The 21250-nt window shown below is 70.5% G+C and carries 24 protein-coding genes and 1 tRNA gene; 10 read left to right on the forward strand and 15 right to left on the reverse strand.

The genetic code is table 11. The annotated features are described in order from the left end of the window. Positions 1–3 precede the first annotated feature (3 nt). The 6 genes from LQ771_RS12465 to LQ771_RS12490 form a co-directional block, all read right to left on the reverse strand. Positions 4–1365, reverse strand: coding sequence for a tryptophan--tRNA ligase (locus LQ771_RS12465; protein ID WP_231349735.1), 1362 nt, complete (start codon positions 1363–1365; stop codon positions 4–6). 118 nt (positions 1366–1483) lie between these two features. Next, on the reverse strand, positions 1484–2398 hold the full coding sequence (rocF, locus tag LQ771_RS12470; protein ID WP_231349736.1) for an arginase: 915 nt from the start codon (positions 2396–2398) through the stop codon (positions 1484–1486). Positions 2399–2447: 49 nt separating this feature from the next. Then, a tRNA-Thr gene (locus LQ771_RS12475) sits at positions 2448–2523 on the reverse strand. Between the two features lie 77 nt (positions 2524–2600). Then, entirely contained in the window at positions 2601–3281 is a 681-nt protein-coding gene (locus LQ771_RS12480; protein WP_231349737.1) for an SPOR domain-containing protein, read from the reverse strand. Between the two features lie 28 nt (positions 3282–3309). After that, positions 3310–4065 carry a type III pantothenate kinase gene (locus tag LQ771_RS12485; protein ID WP_231349738.1) on the reverse strand — a complete coding sequence of 252 codons (756 nt, stop codon included), beginning with the start codon at positions 4063–4065 and terminating at the stop codon, positions 3310–3312. Then, positions 4062–5033 carry a biotin--[acetyl-CoA-carboxylase] ligase gene (locus LQ771_RS12490; RefSeq protein ID WP_231349739.1) on the reverse strand — a complete coding sequence of 324 codons (972 nt, stop codon included), beginning with the start codon at positions 5031–5033 and terminating at the stop codon, positions 4062–4064. Before LQ771_RS12490 ends, LQ771_RS12485 begins: the two co-directional genes overlap by 4 nt. Before the next feature lie 188 nt (positions 5034–5221). Between LQ771_RS12490 and LQ771_RS12495 the strand changes: the two genes are divergently transcribed. Further along, positions 5222–5530 (forward strand): hypothetical protein, encoded by a 309-nt coding sequence (locus tag LQ771_RS12495; protein ID WP_231349740.1) that lies wholly within the window; start codon positions 5222–5224, stop codon positions 5528–5530. Positions 5531–5710: 180 nt separating this feature from the next. Here LQ771_RS12495 and LQ771_RS12500 read toward each other — a convergent pair whose 3' ends face one another. The 4 genes from LQ771_RS12500 to dusA form a co-directional block, all read right to left on the reverse strand. Then, on the reverse strand, positions 5711–7087 hold the full coding sequence (locus LQ771_RS12500) for an ATP-binding protein (protein ID WP_231349741.1): 1377 nt from the start codon (positions 7085–7087) through the stop codon (positions 5711–5713). 79 nt (positions 7088–7166) lie between these two features. Further along, the gene (locus LQ771_RS12505; protein WP_209615474.1) at positions 7167–7859 is read right to left on the reverse strand and encodes a response regulator transcription factor; all 693 of its coding nucleotides are present in this window, start codon (positions 7857–7859) and stop codon (positions 7167–7169) included. Continuing rightward, positions 7859–8164 (reverse strand): PepSY domain-containing protein, encoded by a 306-nt coding sequence (locus tag LQ771_RS12510; protein WP_231351908.1) that lies wholly within the window; start codon positions 8162–8164, stop codon positions 7859–7861. The genes LQ771_RS12505 and LQ771_RS12510 overlap by 1 nt, the downstream gene beginning before the upstream one ends. A gap of 74 nt (positions 8165–8238) precedes the next feature. Beyond that, complete coding sequence (dusA, locus tag LQ771_RS12515) at positions 8239–9222, reverse strand: tRNA dihydrouridine(20/20a) synthase DusA (RefSeq protein ID WP_255674169.1); 984 nt, start codon at positions 9220–9222, stop codon at positions 8239–8241. A 322-nt stretch (positions 9223–9544) separates the two neighbouring features. Here dusA and LQ771_RS12520 point away from each other — a divergent pair, with 322 nt between their 5' ends. From LQ771_RS12520 to LQ771_RS12540, 5 genes are all read left to right on the forward strand, one after another. Beyond that, entirely contained in the window at positions 9545–10321 is a 777-nt protein-coding gene (locus LQ771_RS12520) for a ferredoxin--NADP reductase (RefSeq protein WP_231349742.1), read from the forward strand. Between the two features lie 117 nt (positions 10322–10438). Next, positions 10439–11581: a DUF3182 family protein gene (locus LQ771_RS12525; protein WP_231349743.1), complete on the forward strand. Its 1143-nt coding sequence runs from the start codon at positions 10439–10441 to the stop codon at positions 11579–11581. Further along, positions 11568–12341 carry an alpha/beta hydrolase family protein gene (locus LQ771_RS12530; protein ID WP_231349744.1) on the forward strand — a complete coding sequence of 258 codons (774 nt, stop codon included), beginning with the start codon at positions 11568–11570 and terminating at the stop codon, positions 12339–12341. Before LQ771_RS12525 ends, LQ771_RS12530 begins: the two co-directional genes overlap by 14 nt. Before the next feature lie 166 nt (positions 12342–12507). Then, the gene (locus LQ771_RS12535; RefSeq protein ID WP_231349745.1) at positions 12508–12987 is read left to right on the forward strand and encodes a DUF456 domain-containing protein; all 480 of its coding nucleotides are present in this window, start codon (positions 12508–12510) and stop codon (positions 12985–12987) included. A gap of 68 nt (positions 12988–13055) precedes the next feature. Then, complete coding sequence (locus LQ771_RS12540) at positions 13056–14831, forward strand: DUF885 domain-containing protein (RefSeq protein ID WP_231349746.1); 1776 nt, start codon at positions 13056–13058, stop codon at positions 14829–14831. A gap of 197 nt (positions 14832–15028) precedes the next feature. Here the strand turns inward: LQ771_RS12540 and trhA are convergent, their stop codons facing one another. Together trhA and LQ771_RS12550 are read right to left on the reverse strand one after the other, a co-directional pair. After that, on the reverse strand, positions 15029–15694 hold the full coding sequence (gene trhA, locus LQ771_RS12545) for a PAQR family membrane homeostasis protein TrhA (RefSeq protein ID WP_231349747.1): 666 nt from the start codon (positions 15692–15694) through the stop codon (positions 15029–15031). 90 nt (positions 15695–15784) lie between these two features. Then, on the reverse strand, positions 15785–16225 hold the full coding sequence (locus tag LQ771_RS12550; protein WP_231349748.1) for a hypothetical protein: 441 nt from the start codon (positions 16223–16225) through the stop codon (positions 15785–15787). Between the two features lie 173 nt (positions 16226–16398). Between LQ771_RS12550 and LQ771_RS12555 the strand changes: the two genes are divergently transcribed. The 3 genes from LQ771_RS12555 (at position 16399) to LQ771_RS12565 (ending at position 19144) form a co-directional block, all read left to right on the forward strand. Next, entirely contained in the window at positions 16399–17058 is a 660-nt protein-coding gene (locus LQ771_RS12555; RefSeq protein WP_231349749.1) for an energy transducer TonB, read from the forward strand. Between the two features lie 88 nt (positions 17059–17146). Further along, entirely contained in the window at positions 17147–17716 is a 570-nt protein-coding gene (locus LQ771_RS12560; protein WP_231349750.1) for a cupin domain-containing protein, read from the forward strand. A gap of 24 nt (positions 17717–17740) precedes the next feature. Continuing rightward, positions 17741–19144: an FAD/NAD(P)-binding protein gene (locus LQ771_RS12565; protein WP_231349751.1), complete on the forward strand. Its 1404-nt coding sequence runs from the start codon at positions 17741–17743 to the stop codon at positions 19142–19144. Between the two features lie 67 nt (positions 19145–19211). Here LQ771_RS12565 and LQ771_RS12570 read toward each other — a convergent pair whose 3' ends face one another. Next, positions 19212–19580, reverse strand: coding sequence for a hypothetical protein (locus LQ771_RS12570; protein ID WP_231349752.1), 369 nt, complete (start codon positions 19578–19580; stop codon positions 19212–19214). A gap of 122 nt (positions 19581–19702) precedes the next feature. Between LQ771_RS12570 and pncA the strand changes: the two genes are divergently transcribed. Then, positions 19703–20338, forward strand: a complete 636-nt coding sequence (gene pncA / locus LQ771_RS12575; RefSeq protein WP_231349753.1) for a bifunctional nicotinamidase/pyrazinamidase — start codon at positions 19703–19705, stop codon at positions 20336–20338. Between the two features lie 155 nt (positions 20339–20493). Here pncA and LQ771_RS12580 read toward each other — a convergent pair whose 3' ends face one another. Both LQ771_RS12580 and LQ771_RS12585 read right to left on the reverse strand, forming a co-directional pair. After that, a complete protein-coding gene (locus tag LQ771_RS12580) occupies positions 20494–20682 on the reverse strand; it encodes a CPXCG motif-containing cysteine-rich protein (RefSeq protein WP_231349754.1) in 189 nt (62 codons plus the stop codon). Between the two features lie 105 nt (positions 20683–20787). After that, positions 20788–21249 carry a putative toxin-antitoxin system toxin component, PIN family gene (locus LQ771_RS12585; protein ID WP_231349755.1) on the reverse strand — a complete coding sequence of 154 codons (462 nt, stop codon included), beginning with the start codon at positions 21247–21249 and terminating at the stop codon, positions 20788–20790. Between the last annotated feature and the right edge of the window lies 1 nt (position 21250).

A 21250-nucleotide genomic window follows, 5' to 3' on the forward strand; every position in this document is an offset into this window, starting at 1 on the left:
TCCTCAGGCTGCCGCGCCGGCAAGCTGGTCGAGCGCCTCGCGCAGCCGGCCCAGTGCCTGCTCGCGGGCCGCCTCGTCGGCATAGGACGGCGTGCTGCCGACCTCGCTGCCGTCCAGTTCGAGCACGATGCCGGTGGACGTGGGCCGCAGCGCGGCGCTCCCTCCGGCCTGCCGGAGCTGCTTCTGCGCCAGGCCGGCGGCCTTCGGATCATCGAAGGCGCGCGAGAGCAGCAGTTCCTCGCCGTCGCCGGCGAACAGGCGGAAGCGGAAGCGGCCGTCATCGTCGCGGAAGCTGGCCAGGCGCGGCGGCTTCTCCCCGCGCGGCCTGGCCGCGCCGGCGGCGCTGGCCACCACCACGTGGCTGCCCAAACCGACCGCGTCGCGCAGGCGTGCCAACTTCGGCGTGGCGATGGCACGCGCCTTGCGCGCACCCTCCTGCAGGATCGCCTCGATGTGCGCGGGCTGCGCGATCAGCGCGTCGTAGCGCTCGCGCATCGGCGCGAGCTGGCCATCCAGCAACTCGAACAGCGCCTGCTTGGCCTCGCCCCAGCCCAGTCCCGACGCCAGCGCGCCGTGGAACGCGGCGGCGTCCGCGTCGCTGGCGAAGGCGCGGTAGAGGGTATACAGCGACGAGCATTCCGGTTCCTTCGGCTCGCCCGGCAGTCGCGAGTCGGTGACGATGCGCATCACCGCCTCGCGCAGCGCCTTGGCGCCGCCGGCGAACAGCGGGATGGTGTTGTCGTAGCTCTTGGACATCTTGCGCCCGTCCAGGCCCGGCAGCGTCGCCACCTGTTCCTCGATCTGCACCTCCGGCAGCACGAAGAAGTCCTGTCCGTAGATATGGTTGAAACGCTGCGCGATGTCGCGCGCCATCTCCAGGTGCTGGATCTGGTCGCGGCCCACCGGCACCTTGTGCGCATCGAAGGCGAGGATATCGGCAGCCATCAGCACCGGATACATGTACAGGCCCGCGGTGACGCCGGCGTCCGGGTCCTCGCCGTTCTCGACGTTCCTGTCCACCGCCGCCTTGTAGGCGTGCGCACGGTTGAGCAGGCCCTTGGCGGTGACGCAGGTCAGCAGCCAGGTGAGCTCGGGAATCTCGGGAATGTCCGACTGGCGGTAGAAGGTCACCCGCTCCGGATCCAGCCCGCAGGCCAGCCAGCACGCCGCGATCTCCAGCCGCGAACGCGCCACGCGCGCCGGATCGTCGCTCTTGATCAGGGCGTGGTAGTCGGCCATGAAGAAGAACGCATCGACGTCCTCGCGCCGGCTGGCGGCGATCGCCGGGCGGATGGCGCCGGCGTAGTTGCCAAGATGCGGGGTACCGGTGGTGGTTATGCCGGTGAGGACGCGGGTTCGGTTCATGGTTCTTTCGTTCTGGCAACGGGGACACGACCGGCGGCATGCACCGCCAGCCGGTCGATGATAGGCGTTCGCAAGCCGGGCCGGTATGCGCGGCGCTGTCGCAGCCCGGCGCGAGGGATCAGCGGATCAGGGTGGACTTGCCGAACAGCGACTCGACCAGGTCCACCGCCAGCTTGCCGGTCTGGTTGCGCTTGTCGTACGCGGGGTTGAGCTCGACGATGTCCAGCGAGCCCAGCCGGCCGGTGTCGGCGATCATCTCCATGCACAGCTGCGCCTCGCGATAGGTCGGCCCGCCACGCACGGTGGTGCCCACGCCGGGAGCGATCGACGGGTCGAGGAAATCGACGTCGAAGCTGACGTGCAGATGGGTGTTCTCGTCGATGTCGGAAAGTGCCTCTTCCATCGTGCGCTTCATGCCGACTTCGTCGATATGGCGCATGTCGAAGATCCTCATGCCGGCCTTGCGCACGAGTTTCTTCTCGTCGTCGTCCACCGAGCGGATGCCGACCTGGCGGAACACCTCCGGCGAGGTCGAGGGCCGGTGGTTGCCGATGCCGGTGAGCACGTCCGGGCCGTTGCCGCACAGGCAGGCCACCGGCATGCCGTGGATGTTGCCCGAGGGCGTTGCCTCGGCTGTATTGAAGTCCGCATGGGCGTCCAGCCAGAGCACGCGCAGCTTCTTTCCGGTGTCGCGGCAATGGTCGGCCACGGCCGAGATCGAGCCGATCGCGAGGCAATGGTCGCCGCCCAGCATCACCGGCACGCGACCGGCCTGCAGCTCCTGGCGCACGGCCGTATGGACGGCCATGTTCCATGTCGCCACCTCGTCCAGGTGGCGGTAACCGTTCTCCGGTGGCAGCCACGGATTGAGCGGGCCCTGCAGGTTGCCGCGGTCGATCACCTTCATCCCGCGCGATTCGAGCTTTTCGGCCAACCGGGCCACGCGCAGCGCTTCGGGCCCCATCGAGGCGCCGCGATGGCCTGCGCCGATGTCGGTGGGTACGCCGATCAAGCTGACTGTCTGCTGGGTCATAAGGGGCCTTGTCCGTCCGGTGGGATGCCCGCGCGCGCTGGCGCGCGGCTGGTGCCGGCAGCAGGAGTCGAACCCGCGACCTACTGATTACAAATCAGTTGCTCTACCAACTGAGCTATGCCGGCCTTGAGAAGGCTATGGAGTTTAGCAGGCGGGCCGGCGACGCGCCGCCGGCGAAGGCGGCGGCCCCGGGGACGCGGCCTTAGAAGCAGGTCGTGCTGTGCGAACCCACGCCAGGAGTGCCGACGCGGCGGCGCCAGTCGAAGCGCGCCCCGTCGGCCACCACCAGATCGAGCCAGTATTCGGGCACCTGTTCGGTACGCTCCTGGATCTGCGCGGGGAAGCCGGCCGCGGCGACCTCGTCGCGACGCTTGCGTGCGTTGGCGGGATCCTTGAACAGGCCGAGCGAGATGGCGTTGGGCTGGTCGCCGGAACTCATCACGAAATAGTCACCCACCTGCGCCGCGTCCAGCCGGCGAGCCAGCGCGAGCGCCTGCGGGCGGGTGCCGGGCGCGGCCAGGTAGACCCACCAGGCGCGGGTTTCGGTGGTGTGCTCCTGCCGCGAGCGCATGCGTACGCCCGGGGCGGCGAGCGCGGTGCGGGCATTGCGCAGGTCCTGCGGGGTATCGAACGGACCCACCGCCAGGCAGCGGGTTTCCAGGGCGACCGTGGTGCTGGCGGCCGACGCCGGGAGCGGGGTCGGCTCGGGCGGCCGGGTGGCGGCTGGCGCCGGCGAGGCGGGTTGCTCGGACAGCAGGTGCAGCATCGGCACGCCCGGGTCGGTCACGCTGCGACCGTGCGAGTCGTCCTGGCCGAGCGCCAGCCAGGCACCCACCGCGATATTGAGCGCGATCAGCAGGACGAACAGCAGGCGCAGGAACATCGGACTTCCCCCCGGACGAAGCTACATCTTAGGGCGTGGCGCGGACGTCTGACTGTGCCTGCGCCCACGCTGCCAGGCCATGCAGCACGCCGTGCTCGACCAGGGTCGCGGACAGGTCCAGCAGGGGAACCAGGCCCGCCGCGTCACCACCGTCCAGGCGCACCGCGGGCGCCCGGCCGAACCGGGGCGCCATGCGCGCCACGAAGCGTTCGACCAGCGCGGCGGCCGCCTGCCAGCAACCGGAGACCACCGCGTCGGAGGTGTTGTCGGCCGCGTCCACCAGCACGCCATCGTTGCGTGGACGCACCTGCGCGGTGGCACCGAGCAGGGACTGCTGCATCAGCCGCGGGCCGGGGGCGATCAGTCCGCCCAGATGGCGACCGTCCGCGGCCAGCGCGTCCAGCGTGAGCGCGGTGCCGACGCCGACCAGCACGCAATCGCCCGCGCCGGCGGCATGGGCGGCGACCATGGCGAGGAAGCGGTCCACCCCCAGCCGGCCCGGTTCCGGATAGGCGTTGCGCACGCCACAGGCACTGGCCGGCGTGCGCAGCCAGATGATCTCGCGGCCGAACAGCGCCTGTACCTGCGCCGCCACCGCCTCTTCGCGCGCGGTGTCGACCACCGAGGCGCCGAACACCGCTGCCGGCGTCGGCAGCGTCCGCCAGGTGGATTCGAGCAAGGCCAGGTCCCCGCTCCACGCCGCGGCGCCCTGCGCGTGCCAGCGACCGCGATCTTCGAGCGCCCATTTCAGGCGCGTGTTGCCCAGGTCCAGCAGCAACCTCATGCGCGGCGCACCGTGACGTCGGCGCTGTCGACCGAGCGCAATCCACCGTCGGGCAACCGCACCTGCAGCGCGCCGCGCGCATCGACGCCGGCGCCGATGCCCTCGAAGTGGCCTTGTGCGCCGCTGAGCCGCAGCCGCCGCCCCGCGAGCAGGTCGTGGCGGGCGTAGTCTTCCGCGAAGGGCGCGAAGCCGTGCCGCTCGAACTCGCGCAGACCCTCGACCAGCACGGCGATCAGCCGGGCCGCTACCAGGTTGCGGTCGGGCAGCTCCCCCGCCAGCGTGGCCAGGTCGCAGGCCGGTTGACCGGCTTGCTCGCGCAGCGCCTCGGTCAAACGCAGGTTGAGGCCGACGCCGATCACCGCCGCGCACGGCCCCTGGTATTCGCCGCTCAGCTCCACCAGCACACCGGCGAGCTTGCCGCCATCGGCCAGTACGTCGTTGGGCCATTTCAGCCCGGCGCCCTCGATGCCGAGCGATTCGATCGCGCGCAGCACCACCGCGCCCACCGCCAGCGACAGTCCCGACAGCGCAGCGAAGCCGCGATCGAACCGCTTCAGGCAGGAAAGATAAAGATTCAGGCCCGGTGGCGACAGCCAGTTGCGTCCGCGCCGGCCACGCCCGGCCGTCTGCGTTTCGGCCAGCACCATGCTCAGGTCGGCCGCCTCGCCCAGCCGGCGTTGCAGTTCGCTGGAGGTGGAGTCCAGCTCCCAGTGCACCTCCAGCGCCCCCAGGCGCGCGGCGCAGGCGCGCGGCAGGGCGGCGCGGATGCGCGAGGCATCCAGCAACTGCACCGGCCACGGCAACCGGTAGCCGGCTGCGCCACGCGCCTCGACCGGCACCCCCCGCGCGCGCAGCGTCTCGACCTGTTTCCAGATGGCGGCGCGGGTGACGCCGGCGCGATCGGCGAGCTGGGCGCCCGAGACGGCCTCGCCGGAGGCCAGGGCGGCCAGCAGTTGTCGTGCCTGCATCAGCCGCACACTCCAGGGCCGGGCCCGGCAACGCGGGCGGGAAGCGGAAAGGTTGCGCGCATCGGGAGATTCTAGCGGTTCCCGCGCCGCGCCACGCCTGGGACAGCCGGCTGCGCCTGGCACTGGCGAGGCTCCCATGTTTCTGCGACGATCCGAAGCCTTGGCTGGGGGATCAGAGGTTGGTCGCCATGGGACTGAAACGCTGCCTGTTCGCATGCCTGCTCGCGCTCGCCAGCGTGGGGCCGGTCGCAGCCATGGGCGTTTCCAGCCAGGATCCCATTGCCCCGCACGCCACCATCGACAGTGGCAGCCATGGCGGCGGCGGCGCGAGCGGCGACGCCTCCGATGCCAACCGCGACTGCACCCTGCCCGGTTCGGCCGGCGACGGTGCCGACGACAATGACGGCGGTGGTGGCGGTGCCTCGGCGCCGCATCCGCGCGCCCGTCATCGCAGCAGCCTGGGCTGGCAGTCGCTGTTGCCCGGCTCGATCCAGTAAGCGGACATGCCCCCGCCTGCCGCGGGGGTGAGGGCCCGGAACAGGAGCGGCCCGGACCGGCCCCCATCCGATCAAGGCGATCCCATGCGACGGCGTTGCAGCGAACGGGCGTCGCGGTGATCAACACTGCCGCGAGTTCCACGCGCCCGCCCAACCCGCTCTTGAGGGCTTGCGCTCTGGCTAGCTCGCCGGCAGGTTCACGCTGAAGCGCGCACCGCCCAGCTCGGTCGAGCGGTCGACCACCAGTTCGCCGCGGTAGGCCTTCACGATGTCCTGCACGATCGACAGGCCGATGCCGTGGCCCTGCACGCGCTCGTCGCCGCGCACGCCACGCTGGAGCACCTTCTCGATCTGCTCCTGGGCGATGCCGGGGCCATCGTCCTCCACGCTCAGCCACAGGCCCGGACGCTGGCGGCCGGCCTGCGGTTGCGCCTTGACCACCAGCAGCACGCGGTGGCCGGCCCACTTGAAGGCGTTCTCCAGCAGGTTGCCCATGAGCTCGAGCAGGTCGCCCTGTTCGCCGTAGAACGCCGCGCCCTCGTCCATCTCGAACTCGCACAGCACGTTCTTGGCCGCGTAGACCTTTTCCAGGCTGCGCACCAGGTCCTCGGCGTGGCCGGCGACCGGCACGGCGCTGGCGAAGGTCTGCCGGCCGGAAGTCGCGGCACGGGCGAGCTGGTAGGCGACCAGTTCGTCCATGCGCCGCACCTGGTCGAGCACGTCGCCACGCAGCGATGGCTCGTTGCCGGACGACTCCAGCCGCGAGCGGATCACCGCCAGTGGCGTCTTCAGGCTGTGCGCGAGGTCGGCCAGCGTGTTGCGGGTGCGCGTACGCTGCTCGCGTTCCGAATCGATGAAGGCGTTGATGCGGTCGGTCAGCGGGATGAGTTCGAGCGGGTACTGGCTGTCCAGGTGATCACTCTTGCCGCGCTCCACCCGCGCCATGTCGGTGGCGACCTTGCGCAGGGGCGTCAGGCTCCAGCGCAGCAGCAACAGCTGCAGCACGATCAGCATCACGCCCAGGATGGAGAGCATGCCGACCAGGGTGCGTCGGTACACCGCGTTCTCGCCCTCGAACTGGTCCTCGGTCTGCGCCACCATGAAGGTGAGCCTGAGCGGCTTCTTGTCCGGCACGTCCCAGGCCACGCCGAAGGCGTAGTAATAGAGCCGGCCCATGCGCGTGTCGACCGGACCCACGAAACGGTTCTCGCCAGGCTCGAGCGTCTTGAGGAAGGCGAAGTCGCGGCCGATCGCCGAGGACGACTCCCAGCGGAATCCCTTGTCGCCCAGCACCACCGCGTACAGGCCCGAACCGGGGCGCGAGAAGCTCGGGTCCGGCGGGGCGTCGGGCAGCAGGACCTTGCCGTAGCGCGACACCTCGGTGCCGGCCAGGTAGGCGATCACGTAGTTCTGCAGCCGGTCGTGCAGGTTGTTGAGCGCGGTCTCGTGATTGGCCCGCGAAAGCGTCAGGCCGACCAGCCCGAGGAAGCCGGCCAGCACCAGGCCTGTAGCGATGGCCGCGCGCGCCGCCAGTGAGAACGGACGGGGCGCGAACATCGGTCAGCGACCGCCCGTGGGCTGCGGGCGGCGCAAGGCGTGCATGCTCGGGAGCCGCCGCAGGGCCATGGACCGGGGCTCAGTCGTCGTCGCCGTCGCTGCGCGGAATGGCGAAGCGGTACCCGCGGCCGCGCACGGTCTCGATCGGCTTGAGCGCGCTTTCCGGGTCGAGCTTGCGGCGCAGGCGCCCGATGAACACTTCCAGCACGTTCGAGTCGCGGTCGAAATCCTGCTGGTAGATGTGCTCGGTGAGGTCGGCCTTGGAGACCAGTTCGCCGGCATGCAGCATCAGGTACTCCAGCACCTTGTACTCGTAGCTGGTCAGATCGACCGGCTTGCCCTCGACCGTCACCGTCTGCGCCGTGGTGTCCAGCTTGATCGGCCCGCAGGCGAGCACGGGCTTGGACCAGCCGCTGGCGCGGCGGACCAGCGCATTGATACGCGCCAGCAGTTCCTCGACGTGGAACGGTTTGACCAGGTAGTCGTCGGCCCCGTGCTTGAGACCCTCGACCTTGTCCTGCCAGGAACCGCGGGCGGTGAGGATCAGGATCGGATAGCGCTGGCCGGCCTCGCGCAGCGCCTTGACCAGCTCCATGCCGGACATCTTGGGCAACCCCAGGTCGATGATCGCCAGGTCGAACGGGACCTCGCGGCCCAGGTAGATGCCCTCCTCGCCGTCCTGCGCGGCGTCGACCGCAAAGCCGTCGCGCTTCAGCCGCGCGGCGAGGGTCTCGCGCAAGGGCGCCTCGTCCTCGACCAAAAGGATGCGCATCAGTGTTTCTCCTTCTTGCCTGCGCCGTTGCCGGCCGGTGGTTTGCCCGTGCCCGCACGCGGGGCGTCGGACGAAATCGAGATGGTCCGCACATGGCCTTCCGGGGTGAGCACCTTGATGCGGTACTCGGTCCGCCGGCCGAACTTGCGCGGATCAGCCGACAATATCTTACCGCCGGTATCCTGTTGCACCTTCGCCACCGCCTCTTCCAGCGTCATCGGCGTCTTTTCCTGCGGCGGAAGGGCATGCGCGAGCACCGGCAGCAGCAGGGCCGGCAGGCAGGCGAGGAGGCGTCGGCGAAACATGGTCGGCAAGGCGGTGACCCGGATTCAAATGCATACCAGCCTAGGCAGGCGGGGCTGAACATTGGCCGGCCGGGTCATGCCGCGTCCCGGCGGCCGCTGGCGGCCCGTTCGAGCAGGCTCCAGCCCGCGCCGGGCAAGTGCGCGCCCTCGCTCAGCACGCGCCGGAACGTGCGCGCGCCGGGCTCGCCCTGGTACAGCCCGAGCAGGTGCCGGCTGATGTGCTTGAGCGCGGTGCCGCGCTTGAGCTCCGCCTCCACGTAGGGACGCAGGTGCCCGAGCACCTCCTCGCGCGAGGGCATCGGCGCGCCGTACAGCGCCGCCTCCAGCTGCGCCAGCAGGTAGGGATCGTGATAGGCCGCGCGGCCCAGCATCACGCCGTCCACCTGCGCCAGGTGCGCCTGCACCGCTTCCACGGTCGTGATGCCGCCGTTGATGACCACCACCAGTTGCGGGAACTCGCGCTTGAGGCGGTACACCCGCTCGTAGTCCAGCGGCGGGATTTCGCGGTTTTCCTTCGGGCTGAGGCCCTTGAGCCAGGCCTTGCGCGCATGCACCACCAGGACTTCGACGCCCGCCGCGACCATCGTTTCGGTGAAGTGCTGCAGGCCGGCGTAATCGTCCTGCTCGTCCACGCCGATGCGGCACTTGACCGTCACCGGCACGTCCACCGCGTCGCGCATCGCCCTGACGCAGTCGCCGACCAGCGCCGGCTCGCGCATCAGGCAGGCGCCGAAGCGGCCGGACTGCACACGGTCGGACGGGCAACCGACGTTGAGGTTGATCTCGTCGTAGCCGGCCTGCGCGCCCAGCCGCGCCGCCTGCGCGAGCTCCACGGGGTCGCTGCCACCCAGTTGCAGGGCCACCGGATGCTCCTGCCGGCTGTGCTCGAGCAGGCGCAACTGGCCACCGCGCACCAGTGCCGCGCTGGTCACCATCTCGGTGTAAAGCCGCGCGTTCGGCGACAGCAGCCGGTGGAAATAACGGCAATGCCGGTCCGTCCAGTCCATCATCGGAGCAATGGTGAGGCGGAAATCGGCGGGCACGGGGGAGGAAGCCATCGGTCCATTGTAGGGGGCCGGCCCGGCTGCCGCGACGCAAGGCGACGGCCACGCCGTGGAAGCCCGGGATGGTTCCCGCACGCGACCGCCACCGGGCTGGCTCCCTGCCCGATCACTCCTGCGCGCCAGGATGCCGCAGGCCGCCGGGGCGCCACGCCGCGCAGGGGGCGGCCGGATCACGTATCCTGTGCAGTTGCCGCCGCGCACTGCGTGGCGCCGCCAGGCGCAGCGCCCGCCGCCGGCTGGTTTCCCCACAACCACGGCCTGTCCGGCGCATAGCCGATCGACGCGGCCATACTTCTTTCGACGAGATACGACAATCATGGTGGCACTGGCGACCGAGCACGTGATCGACGTGCGGCACTGGAACGACAGCCTCTTCAGCTTCCGCGCCACGCGCGACCCGGGTTTCCGCTTCGAGAGCGGCCAGTTCGTGATGATCGGCCTGGAAGTCGACGGCCGGCCGCTGATGCGCGCCTATTCCATCGCCAGCGCGAGCTGGGAGGAACACCTGGAGTTTCTCTCGATCAAGGTGCCCAACGGCCCGCTTACCTCGCGCCTGCAGCACCTCAAGCCCGGCGATCCGCTGGTGGTCAGCCGCAAGTCGACCGGGACGCTGGTGCTGGACGACCTCAAGCCGGGCAGACACCTGTACCTGCTCGGTACCGGCACGGGCCTGGCTCCATTCATGAGCATCATCCGCGACCCGGCCACCTACGAGCGCTACGAGAAGGTCGTGCTTGCCCATGGCGTGCGCCAGGTCGGCGACCTGGCCTATGCCGACTACCTCGAGCGCGAGCTGCCGCAGCATGAGTACCTGGGCGAGCTGGTGCGCGAGAAGCTGATCTACTACCCCACCGTCACCCGCGAGCCGTTCAGGAACCGCGGCCGCATCACCGACGCCATCGTCGATGGCGTGATGAGCCACACGACCGGCCTGCCGCCACTCAACCCCGCCACCGACCGCGTGATGCTGTGCGGCAGCCCGGCGATGCTGGACGATCTGTGCGCACTGCTGGACGGGCGCGGTTTCCAGGCTTCGCCGCGCACGCGCGAGCCGGGCGATTACGTGATCGAGCGGGCGTTCGTCGAGAAGTAGGGCCGGCGCAGGCGACTGCGCCTACCCTGCCGTGGGCTGCTTCAACAGCCCATCCACACCCACACCACTAGCCTCCTGGCGATTGGGCGCCAAGCGCCGTTCGTTGCGGAGACTCCGGTGGCATCCAGCAGCTCGCCTCCAGCGCAGGCAGGCCAGGCACGCGGCAGCGTGGTGCTGGGTGTCGGGCGCGATGCGGCGCATTCCAGCCACGAGGCTGCCGCGCATGCGGCCATCGCACAGCAACTGGCCGAACTGCTGGGCTACGACTTCGCCGGCGCCTACGTGCCGGGACGGGCCTATGCCGGTCCACTGTACTTCGTGCCCGGCGACGTGCTGACCGGACTGGATGCCGCCGAAGCCTGCGGCATCCGCAACGCTTCGGACCTGTTCGGCGGCGTGGTGCCGGACCGCGTACTGGCCTCCAAGGCGATCACCCACCCGCTGGTCGATGCGCCCACGCGCGTTCCCGAGGGCTGGTCGAGCACCTTCGCCGAACGCGTGCGCCCGGTGGTGCTGCCCGGCTACAGCGCCTACGCACCGGCCGATGCGCGCCGCGCGGGCCGCGCGCTCCTGCAGCTGGGCCCGGTGCGGATCAAGCCCGCGCACGGCAACGCCGGCCGCGGCCAGCGGGTGGCCAACGACATCGGCGAGCTGGACGCGATCGTTGCCGACTTCGACGAGGAAGCGCTCGCCCGCGACGGCCTGGTACTGGAAACCGACCTGCAGGACCTGACCACCTGGAGCGTGGGCCAGGTCCGCGTGGATCACCACACCATTGCCTACTACGGCACGCAGTGGCTGACCCGCGACAACGCCGGCGAGGTCGCTTACGGCGGCTCCAGCCTGCGCGTTCACCGCGGCGGCTTCGACGCGCTGCTGCGCGAGCCGCTGCCGGCGCCCGTGCGTGAGGCCGCGGCGCAGGCGCAGCTCTACGACGAGGCGGCGCGGCAGTGCTTCCCGCGCATGTTCGCCTCGCGCCGCAACTACGACGTGGTGCAGGGCAGGGATCACCGCGGGCAGGCGCACGCCGGCGTGCTCGAGTCGTCCTGGCGCATCGGCGGCGCCAGCGGCGCGGAGACCGCCGCGCTCCTGCGCTTCCGCGACGAGCCGGGCCGACGCTGGCTCGGCGTGCGCACGGAGGAGCGCTACGGGACCGACAGCGCGCCGCCGCCCGGTGCCACCGTGCTGTTCCACGGCGACGATCCGGTGGTCGGCCCGCTGCTGAAGTTCACCGTGGTGGAGGACGATGACGACCCGTAGCGAGAACTCCGATATCGCCGTCGACGGCATGCAGCTGGCCGGCACGGTGCTTGCGCCGGGTTCGATTGTCCCCGGCGTGCTGTTCGTGCATGGCTGGGGCGGCTCGCAGGAACGCGACCTGGGCCGCGCACAGCAGATCGCCGCGCTGGGCTGCATCTGCCTGACCTTCGACATGCGCGGCCACGTGCGCACCGAGGCGATGCGCCAGACCGTCACCCGCGCGCAGAACCTGGCCGACGTGGTCGCCGCCTACGACCACCTGCGCATGCTGCCGCACGTCGATCCGGATTCGATCCTGGTCATCGGCGCCAGCTACGGCGGCTACCTCGCGTCGATCCTGACCTCGTTGCGTCCGGTGAAATGGCTCGCGCTGCGGGTGCCCGCGCTGTACCGGGACGAGGGCTGGGACGCACCGAAGCGCTCGTTGCCACGCAGCCAACTGGACGCCTACCGCAGCCGCGTGCTCGAGCCGGACGACAACCGCGCCCTGCGCGCCTGCAGCGATTTCCGCGGCGACGTGCTGATCGTCGAATCGGGGCATGACCACCTGGTGCCCCACCCGGCCATCGTCAGTTATCGCAACGCCTTCCGGCGCACCCACTCGGTCACCTACCGGGTCATCGACGAGGCCGACCACGCACTGTCCAGTCCCGACTGCCAGCGCGCCTACACCTCGATGCTGCTGGGCTGGACCACCGAAATGGTGTTCGGCGCCCGCGCCGGGGGTGCTCCGGGCCAGGCCCCGCCAAGAGCTTCCTAGCACCCTTCCGATGCAGGCGCCCCATCCGGCGGGCGATGCCTCGCCCGCCCCGCAGGACATCGCCATCGGACGCCTGCCGGGGCCGGACCCGCGCAAGGCGGGTTCAGGCTTGCCCGTGCGGGAACATGGCCCCAGAGTGTGCCCTCCCCTCCGCCGGGACGACCTGATGGAAATCGCGCTCTACCTGCTCGCCGCATTGCTGATCCTCGGCGGCCTCGCCGGCACGGTGCTGCCGATGCTGCCGGGCATCCCGATGATCTTCGGCGGCATCTGGCTGGTCGCCGCGGTGGACGGCTACCGCCACCTGGGCCTGGCCTGGCTGCTGGTGATCGGCGCGCTCGGGGCGCTCGGCGTACTGGTCGACTTCGTCGCCGGCGCCATGGGCGCCAAACGGATCGGCGCCAGCCCCCGCGCGCTGTGGGGCGCCACCATCGGCACCGTGGTGGGCATGTTCTTCAACATCCCGGGACTGATCCTGGGTCCGTTCGTGGGCGCGTTGCTCGGCGAGCTCTCCGCCGGCACCAGCGTGCTGCGCTCGGCCCACGTCGGTGCCGGCACCTGGATCGGGCTGCTCGCCGGCACGCTGGTCAAGCTGGTGATCTCGTTCCTGATGGTCGGCCTGTTCGGCCTGGCCATGCTGCTCTAGACCTTAAGGCACAGGCGCGCCCCAACCACGCCCGCGTACGCTGCGCCGGCCATCCAAGGAGGAACACCATGCGCAAGACCCTCGCCCTCGCCCTGGCCGCAACGCTGGCCACCGCCGGATCGCTGCACGCGCAGGCCACGCCCGATGCCTGGGTCGAGCGCAGCAACACCGACGCCAAGGTGCTGCTGGACACCCTCGCCCGCTTCAGTCCGGAATTCGCCACCCAGGTCGGCGTGCCCGGCTACGACACCAGGGTCGCCGACCTCAAGCCCGGCATCGACGCACGCTCGCGCGCCGCACTGGTGGAGGCCAAGGGCAAGCTGGAGAAGCTGCTCGCCAGGGAGCGGGACCCGAACGTGCGCGAGGACCTCCAGATCATGATCGAGGCCACCGCCCAGCAGATCGAGGGCATCGACCTCACCCACAAGTACCTGCTGCCCTACAACGACATCGGCTCGCTGATCTTCAGCGGCGAATTCGCACTGCTGAAGGACGACGTCGATGCCAAGCGCCGGCCGGCCGCGCTCAAGCGCCTGGAGTGCTACGTCGGCAAGGCGCCCGGCTGCACGCCGATCACCGAGGAGGCCAGGGCGCTGACCACGGCCCGGCTGGGCGAGAAGTCGCTGCTGGGTCCGTACAGGGGCGAGGTCGAGCAGAAGCTCGCCAACACGCCGCGCTACGTCGAGGGCATCCGCCAGCTGTTCGCCAGGTACAAGCTCGACACCCCGGAGGGCAAGGCCGCGCTGGATGCACTCGACAAGCAACTGAAGGAGTACGACGCCTGGGTGCGCGACACCGTGCTGCCGCGCGCACGCACCGACTTCCGCCTGCCCGAACCGCTGTACGCATACAACCTCAAGCAGGTCGGCATCGACATCCCGCCCGAACAGCTGATGAAGCAGGCCGAGCTCGAGTTCATGGAGCTGCGCGGCATGATGCAGGCGATGGCGCCGGTGGTGGCCAGGGCCGAGGGCATCGACGCCTCCGACTACCGCGACGTGCTCAAGGCCCTGAAGAAGCAGCAGCTCACCCGCGACCAGGTCGAGCCCTGGTATCACGGGGTGCTGGGCCACATCGAGGACACCATCCGCGACGAGGACATCGTCACCCTGCCCAGGCGCCAGATGCAGATGCGCCTGGCCTCCGAGGCCGAGGCCGCACAGGTACCCGCCCCGCACATGGACCCGCCGCCGTTCCTCAACAACCACGGCGAGCGCGGCACCTTCGTGCTGACCATGGGCAACCCCGGCAACGGCAAGGACAACAGCCAGTCCTACGACGACTTCACCTTCAAGGCCGCCGCCTGGACGCTGACCGCGCACGAGGGTCGCCCCGGCCACGAACTGCAGTTCGCGGCGATGGTCGAGCGCGGCGTGTCGCTGGCGCGCAGCCTGTTCGCATTCAACAGCGTCAACGTCGAAGGCTGGGCGCTCTACGCCGAGTCGGAGATGCTGCCGTACGAGCCCCCGGCCGGCCAGTTCGCCGCCCTGCAGGCGCGCCTGATGCGGGCTGCCCGCGCCTACCTCGACCCGATGCTCAACCTGGGCCTGATCACCCGCGAGCGCGCGCACGACGTGCTCACCCGCGACGTCGGCCTGTCGGAGGCGATGGCCCGGCAGGAACTGGACCGCTACACCTTCAACAGCCCCGGCCAGGCCACTGCGTATTTCTACGGCTACCTGCGCCTGCAGCAGCTGCGGCTGGAAACCGAGCTGGCACTGGGCGACAAGTTCGACCGCAAGGCCTTCAACGACTTCGTGATCGGCCAGGGCCTGCTGCCGCCGGCACAGCTGGCCGAAGCGGTGAAGACCCGGTTCGTGCCGCAGCAGAAGCAGAAGCACTGACGGCCAGCCCCCGCCGGGAGGCGCTCACTTGCGGGCGATGGGCGTGGCGGAGAGCATCGCCCACAAGTGGGCTCCTACAAGGGGCGGCGCGGGTGGTTCTGCGGCCGACCGGCGGCGGTGCGTTCCTGTAGGAGCCCACTTGTGGGCGATCGGCGGTGCCGCAAGCCATCCCGACGACGGGTTCAGGACGCACAGGATCAGTCGGGGATGACGTAAAGCAGCACCGCCAGGTAATGCAGCACGCTGCCGGCCAGCACGAAGCCGTGCCACACCGCATGATGGAACGGCAGCCGCTTGCACAGATAGAACGGCACCCCCAGCGTGTAGGTCGCCCCGCCCGCGATGAGCAGCGCCAGCCCACCCGGTTCCAGGTGCTTGCGCAGCGGCTCGAACGCCACCAGCGCCACCCAGCCCATCGCCACATAGATCGACACCGCCAGCCAGCGCGTCCGGATACGCCGCAACAGGCCGAGCTCCAGCGCGCTGCCGGCCAGCGCCAGCGCCCAGATCGTACCGAACAGCCCCCAGCCCCACGCCCCCGGCAAGACGATCAGGGTGAACGGCGTATAGGTGCCGGCGATCAGCAGGAAGATCGCGATGTGGTCGAGCGTACGCAGCACCCGCCGCGGCAGCTCGCCGGGAATCGCGTGATACAGGGTCGAGGCGGTATAGAGCAGGATCAGCGTGGAGCCGAACACCGCGCAGCTGACCACCGCCCGGGCATCGCCCCGCAGCGCGGCGAACGCCACCAGCGTCGCCAGTCCGCCGATGCTGAGCAGGATGCCGACGCCGTGGATCAGCGTGCTGGCCAGCTCGTCACCGAAACGGTAGCGCGGCGGACTGACGGCGGGAGGCGCGGGCATGGAGGTTCCTGGACGGAAAGGCCGGGCGGCCACCCTACCATACCCGCGCGTACTGTTTCTGTATTGGACGTCTGGACGTCCAGGCCGCGCTTACTGCTCGATGATGAACGCCCCGAACGCCACGCCCAGGTTCCAGCCCTCGCCCTTGCCGCTGAGCGCAAGGCCGACGTTGCCCTTGGTCAGCGCCTGCGCGCCGGCCGATTCACCGGCGCCGGCGTGTGCCTCGGCGTTGGCGTAGTGGCCGAGCACTTCGTGGATGTCGTACACGCCGGAGAACTTGCCGATGCCGTTCTCGATGTGCGTCTTGCCGAAGGTCAGCCCGCCGCCTTTGGCGCGCAGCTTCACCTGCATGGTCTGGCCGTTGCTGCAGCGGACCGTGCCGGAGCCCTTGGCAGTCTTGTAGAAGACCGACCAGCCCGACAGCGAGAAGGTCATCTTGCAGGAGATCTCGCCCGCATGCGCCGGGACCGGCAACAGCGCCAGTCCGCCCACCAGCAGCGCCAGCGCGCCCAGTTTTTTCCCTATCGTCATGATCGCCTCCCCGCGGCCCCCGCGGCCGCACCGGCCGATTGTGCGGCAAAGAACGCGACGGCGGGAATGCTTGCGCGCGGACAAGGGGCAAGCCTAGGCTGGAGTCGCGCCGGCACGGTTCCCTCTGCCCTCCCCAGGCAGCGCGCCTGCGCCAAAGCACAGGAGGAACGCCCATGTCGTCCGCAGTCCTGGCTTCATCCCGCACGCACGCCCTTCCCGACCCGGTCCGCATCACTGCGCTGAGCGCGGCGATGGCCATCAATCTGACCGTATTCATCGCTGCCACCCGGCCGCTGCCGCCGCTGGCCCTGCCGCGCATGGACACCCCGGCGCTGACCACGCGCTTCATCCCGCCCAGGCCCAGGCCGGTGGAGGTGCCATCGCTGCCGGCCATCCTGCCGGTGACGCGGCACACGCCGGTGCATGTCGCACCGCCGGTCGCCACCCCGCTGCACGTCAGCGACGAAGGCACGGTGGCGGTGTCGCCGATTCCCGTGCCTGCGATCGCACCGCCGACGGTCGGCGCGACGCCGGCCACCCTGCCGGGGGAGCCGGTCCAAGCCAGCCTCGCCTATCGCAGTGCGCCGCTGGTCTTTCCCGCCCGGGCGATCCGCCAGCACATGCACGGCACCGTGCTGCTGCGCGTGCTGGTGGACGAGCAGGGCAGGCCGGTGGAGGTGATCATCGACCAGAGCAGTGGCTACAGGCAGCTGGACGAGAGTGCGCGTGAGCAGGTGCTGCGAGGCTGGCGTTTCCAGCCGGCCAGCGTGGATGGCCACGCGGTGCGCGCCTGGGCGCGGGTGCCGGTGAGTTTCGAGCTGCGCAAGCTGTAAAAAGCCGCCCAGCATCGCGCACTCAAGGGTTACGACTGCTTAACGGCGCCCGTGCTCCACTGGGCGCCGTTCTTCGTACGGTCCTGCCATGGCAAACCACAGGCAAAGCTTGAAGGCGCTGCGCCGTATCGCGCTGGCGCACTGCCGAGGGGAGCACCCCGACCTGGCCGCCCTCGCCCGTGAACTGGGCAGCGCGGTCCGTCTCCATACGGAAGGTTTCACTGCACTGTCCGCCCGCGTCCGGACGACCGCCGGCGCCCCGCGCATTCGCCCGCTGCGGACCGGTAGCGCGCACCTGCAACTGCTGCTGATCGCCTGGCCGCCCAACCACGTCTCCGCGCTGCACGATCATGGCGCGCGCTGGGGTCTGGAAATCCCGCTGCACAACGCGCTGGAAATCGAAGCCTGGCGCCGCCAGAGCGATGGCGGCGAGCCGCTGGCGCATGGGCGCCACTGGCTCGGCCCGGGCGATGCGCTGTGGTTCGACGCCGACCAGTCACGCCTGCATCGCTGCCGCAACCTTTCCAGGCGCGACGCCGCGCTGAGCCTGCACCTTTTCGGGGGCGCCCCCGCCGGTCTCGCCTACGCCCCGCCCCCGTCCACCCGGCAACGGATGCCCCCCTCGCGGCCGGCCATCGCCGGACCGCTGCCGGGCTGAGCCCCCGGCTACCGGAGAGCCGCCATGTTCCGACGGGTCGCCATCGTTGGCGGCGGTGCCGCCGCCGTCGCCCTCCTCACCGAACTGGTGGATCGCGCCAGCGCGCCGCTGCATCTGGACTGGTACACCGGTGGCGCCGCGCAGCCCGGCCGCGGCATCGCCTACGGAACGACCTCGCCGCGCCACCTGCTCAACGTGCGCGCCGCGACCATGGGCATGTTCTCGCGCCGGCCGCGCGGCTTCCTGGACTTCGCGCAGCGTGCCGATCCGCGGGTCGCCGGCACCGATTTCCTGCCACGGCGGCTGTATGGCGACTACCTGGAAGACGAAGCGGCCAACGCGCTGGCGCAATCGCGCAGCCGTGGCGTGGACGTGCGGGTGGTGCCGTTCGCGGCCGATGCGCTGGTCCCCGAGATCGACGGCGTCACGGTGATCCAGGGCGAGCGTGCCAGTCGCGTCGATGCGGCGGTGCTGGCCATCGGCGCCTTGCCGGTGCGGCCGCTCCCGGGTGTCGAGGCGGCGCTGCTGGCGGAAAATCGCTACATCATCGATCCCTGGACTTTTCTGGCTTCGACCCCGCCGCACACGGCGCCGCGCGAAGTCGCGCTGGTCGGGCTGGGCCTGAGCGCGGTGGACGTCTTGCTGGATCTGGCCGATCGCTGGCCCGACGCGCACTTCACCGCAGTCTCCCGCCATGGCCGGCTGCCGGCAGCGCACCTGCCGGTGTCCACCGTGCCGGACGACGACGGTGGCGCACTGGTCGAGGCCATGCACGACGCCCCGGAAATCCGCCGCTGGCTGCATCTGGTTCGCGAGGCGATCGCCGCCAGCGGGGACTGGCGCGTGGTGATCGACAGCCTGCGCCCGTCCACGCCCGAACTGTGGGAGGCACTGCCGCTGGCCGAACGCGCGCGCTTCCTGCGGCATGCGCGCTGGGCGTGGGAGCGCGCCCGCCACCGCATGCCGCCACAGGTGGAACGGCAGGTGCTGGAACTCGAGCGCGAGGGGCGGCTCAGCCGGGTGAGCGGTCGCGTCACCGCCGCCCGGTCGCGGGACGGACGCATCGAGCTGGAGACATGGCACGCCGGTGCCAGTACGCCTGTGCAGGCCGACTTGGCGATCCAGACCATCGGCCTGGACACCGACGTGCGCAACACGCTCCACCCATTGATGAGCCAGATGGTGACCAACGGCCACGTCACGCCCGACCCGCTGGGCCTGGGCTGCCAGGCCACGATGGAAGGCCGCCTGTGCCATGACGGTACGCCGTGGCCGCGGTTGTTCGGCATCGGCAGTCTCGTGCGCGGCGCGCGCTGGGAATCCACGGCGATGCCGGAGATAAGGCTGCAGGCACGGGTGCTGGCGTCGCAGATGCTTGAGCCGGACATCGTTCCGGCACGGCGGCGACTGGCTTCGCAGGCCGTCTGACGCGGCGAGGGCCTGGCTTCAGCCCGGCACGCAGCTCACCGCGAGGTTTGCCGGACCGGACCCCCGGTCACCTGCGCCGCGCGGCCCATTCGCTGGCCATCCACGCCAGCGCGATGCCGATCGCCACGCCGGCCAGTTCGCACAGCACGCGCGTGCCCAGCCCGTCCGGATCGTGCACATCGGCCAGCTTTGCGCGCAGCAATTGCACCGATTGCAGGCGCGCGTAGTTGAAATAGAACAGATCAGCCAGGTCACCACTGCCGGCGAGGACGACACCCAGCACATAGGCCCACGCCATCTGCGCGCCATGGCTCCAGGCCTGGCGCGTGCGCCAGCGGAACAGCAGGAAGAGCAGCCCGCCGATCACCGCCGCGATCAGGCCCGCCTGCAGGCCGCCGACCCAGCCGTAGCCCATCCAGGATTGGTCGTAATGCATCGCTGTCCGCCGTTGGTGAACCGGCATTATGCCGGGTGGTCCACCGAAGGTGGTTCGCCGGAACCCCTTGCCCGCGTGGATGCCTGGCACGTGTCGACGCAGGGACGCACTACACTGCCGCGATGACCCGCCCGCACCCGCCCGACACCGCCCTGATCCTCGTCGACGTGCAGCCGGACTTCATGCCCGGGGGGCCGCTGGCCTGCCACGAGGGCGACGCCATCGTGCCGGGTGTCGATGCGCTGCTGCGCGCGCGACGCTATCGCCACGTGGTCGCCACGCAGGACTGGCATCCGCGCGGGCACGTCTCCTTCGCCGCCAACCATCCGGACCAGTCGCCGTTCGGGCAGATCACCCTGCATGGCCATCCGCAGACGCTGTGGCCCGTGCACTGCGTGGCCGGCACGCCCGGCGCCGCCCTGCACCCGTCGATCGACTGGACGCCGCTGGATCTGGTCGTGCGCAAGGGCATCGATCCGGTGGTCGATTCCTACAGCGCCTTCCGCGAGAACCACGGCCCGGGCGGCTCTCGGCCGCCGACCGGTCTGGCCGGCTGGTTGCGCGAGCGCGGCGTGACCGAAGTGCACGTGTGCGGGCTGGCACGCGACGTATGCGTGCTGTGGACGGTGCAGGACGCGCTGGCGCTGGGCTTCCGCGCGCACATGTTGTGGGAGCTGACGCGGCCGGTGACGCCCGCGACCGACGACGCGACCCGCGCCACGCTGGCCGCGCAGGGTGGCCACCTCGGCCCTCCATAGCGGGTCGCGGTGAGGGTTCGCGGCTGCCGCGAACTGCCCTCCGGGAGCTTTCCCGGAAGAGTTACGGATCCGCCTGGTGCCTCGCGCGCGCTACCGGTCCCTCGCCCTGCCCTCTCGCCCGAAGAAGGTTCCGGTGCGCGCTTCACGACCTTCGCTCAGGCCTCGTTCTCGCCCGAGACCGTCGCACTCGGCTCGCCGTCCGCGTCCACGCTGACATGCACGCCGATGGGCCGGCAGCACACCGGGCAATCCTCGATGTAGGCCTGTTCGCCCGCCGAGCCGTCGAGCAGCAGCTCGATCCGCTCGCCGCAGTAGGGGCAGGACACGTCAGCGGGGGTCAGCATGGGTCACCTCGCCAGGGCCGGTTTGCACACACTCTCTCCAGGAGGCCGCTCGTGGGCGATGCCTTCGATGCGCCAGCCCCGGGAACATCGCCCCAGGCGGAGTTCCTACGAGGAAACGCGGGACGCTGGATGAGCGTGATGCAGCGACCATTGTTCCGGCGTGAGGATCGCGAAACCGGCGTCGCGCAGCGTGCGGCGACCAAGCCTGAGCAACGCGCTGTCGCGGCTGAGCAACCAGCGCGCGCCGGCAGCGGCGGCCAGGGTCAGGAACTTCTGGTCGTCGCGGTCGGCGCAGCGCGGCAGCCCGCGGCCTGCCGCGACGGTCGGCAGCACGCGCAGCCGCTCGTCGAACGACAGCACCGCGCGCTCGCGCACGGTCCCGTCCAGCGCGAGCCGTGGATAGTCCAGCACGGCCAGCCATTCATCGCGGCAGTCCACCGCGGTGATCGCCTCGACCGCGCCGCTGGCGAGCGCCGCGGCCAGATTCGCGCAGCGCGGATCGTCGAAGACGAACAGGTCCAGGCAGACGTTGGTATCCAGCACCACGCGCGGCGGCACGGCGGCCATC

The sequence above is a fragment of the Frateuria soli genome, from assembly GCF_021117385.1.
GTDB lineage: Bacteria > Pseudomonadota > Gammaproteobacteria > Xanthomonadales > Rhodanobacteraceae > Frateuria_A > Frateuria_A soli.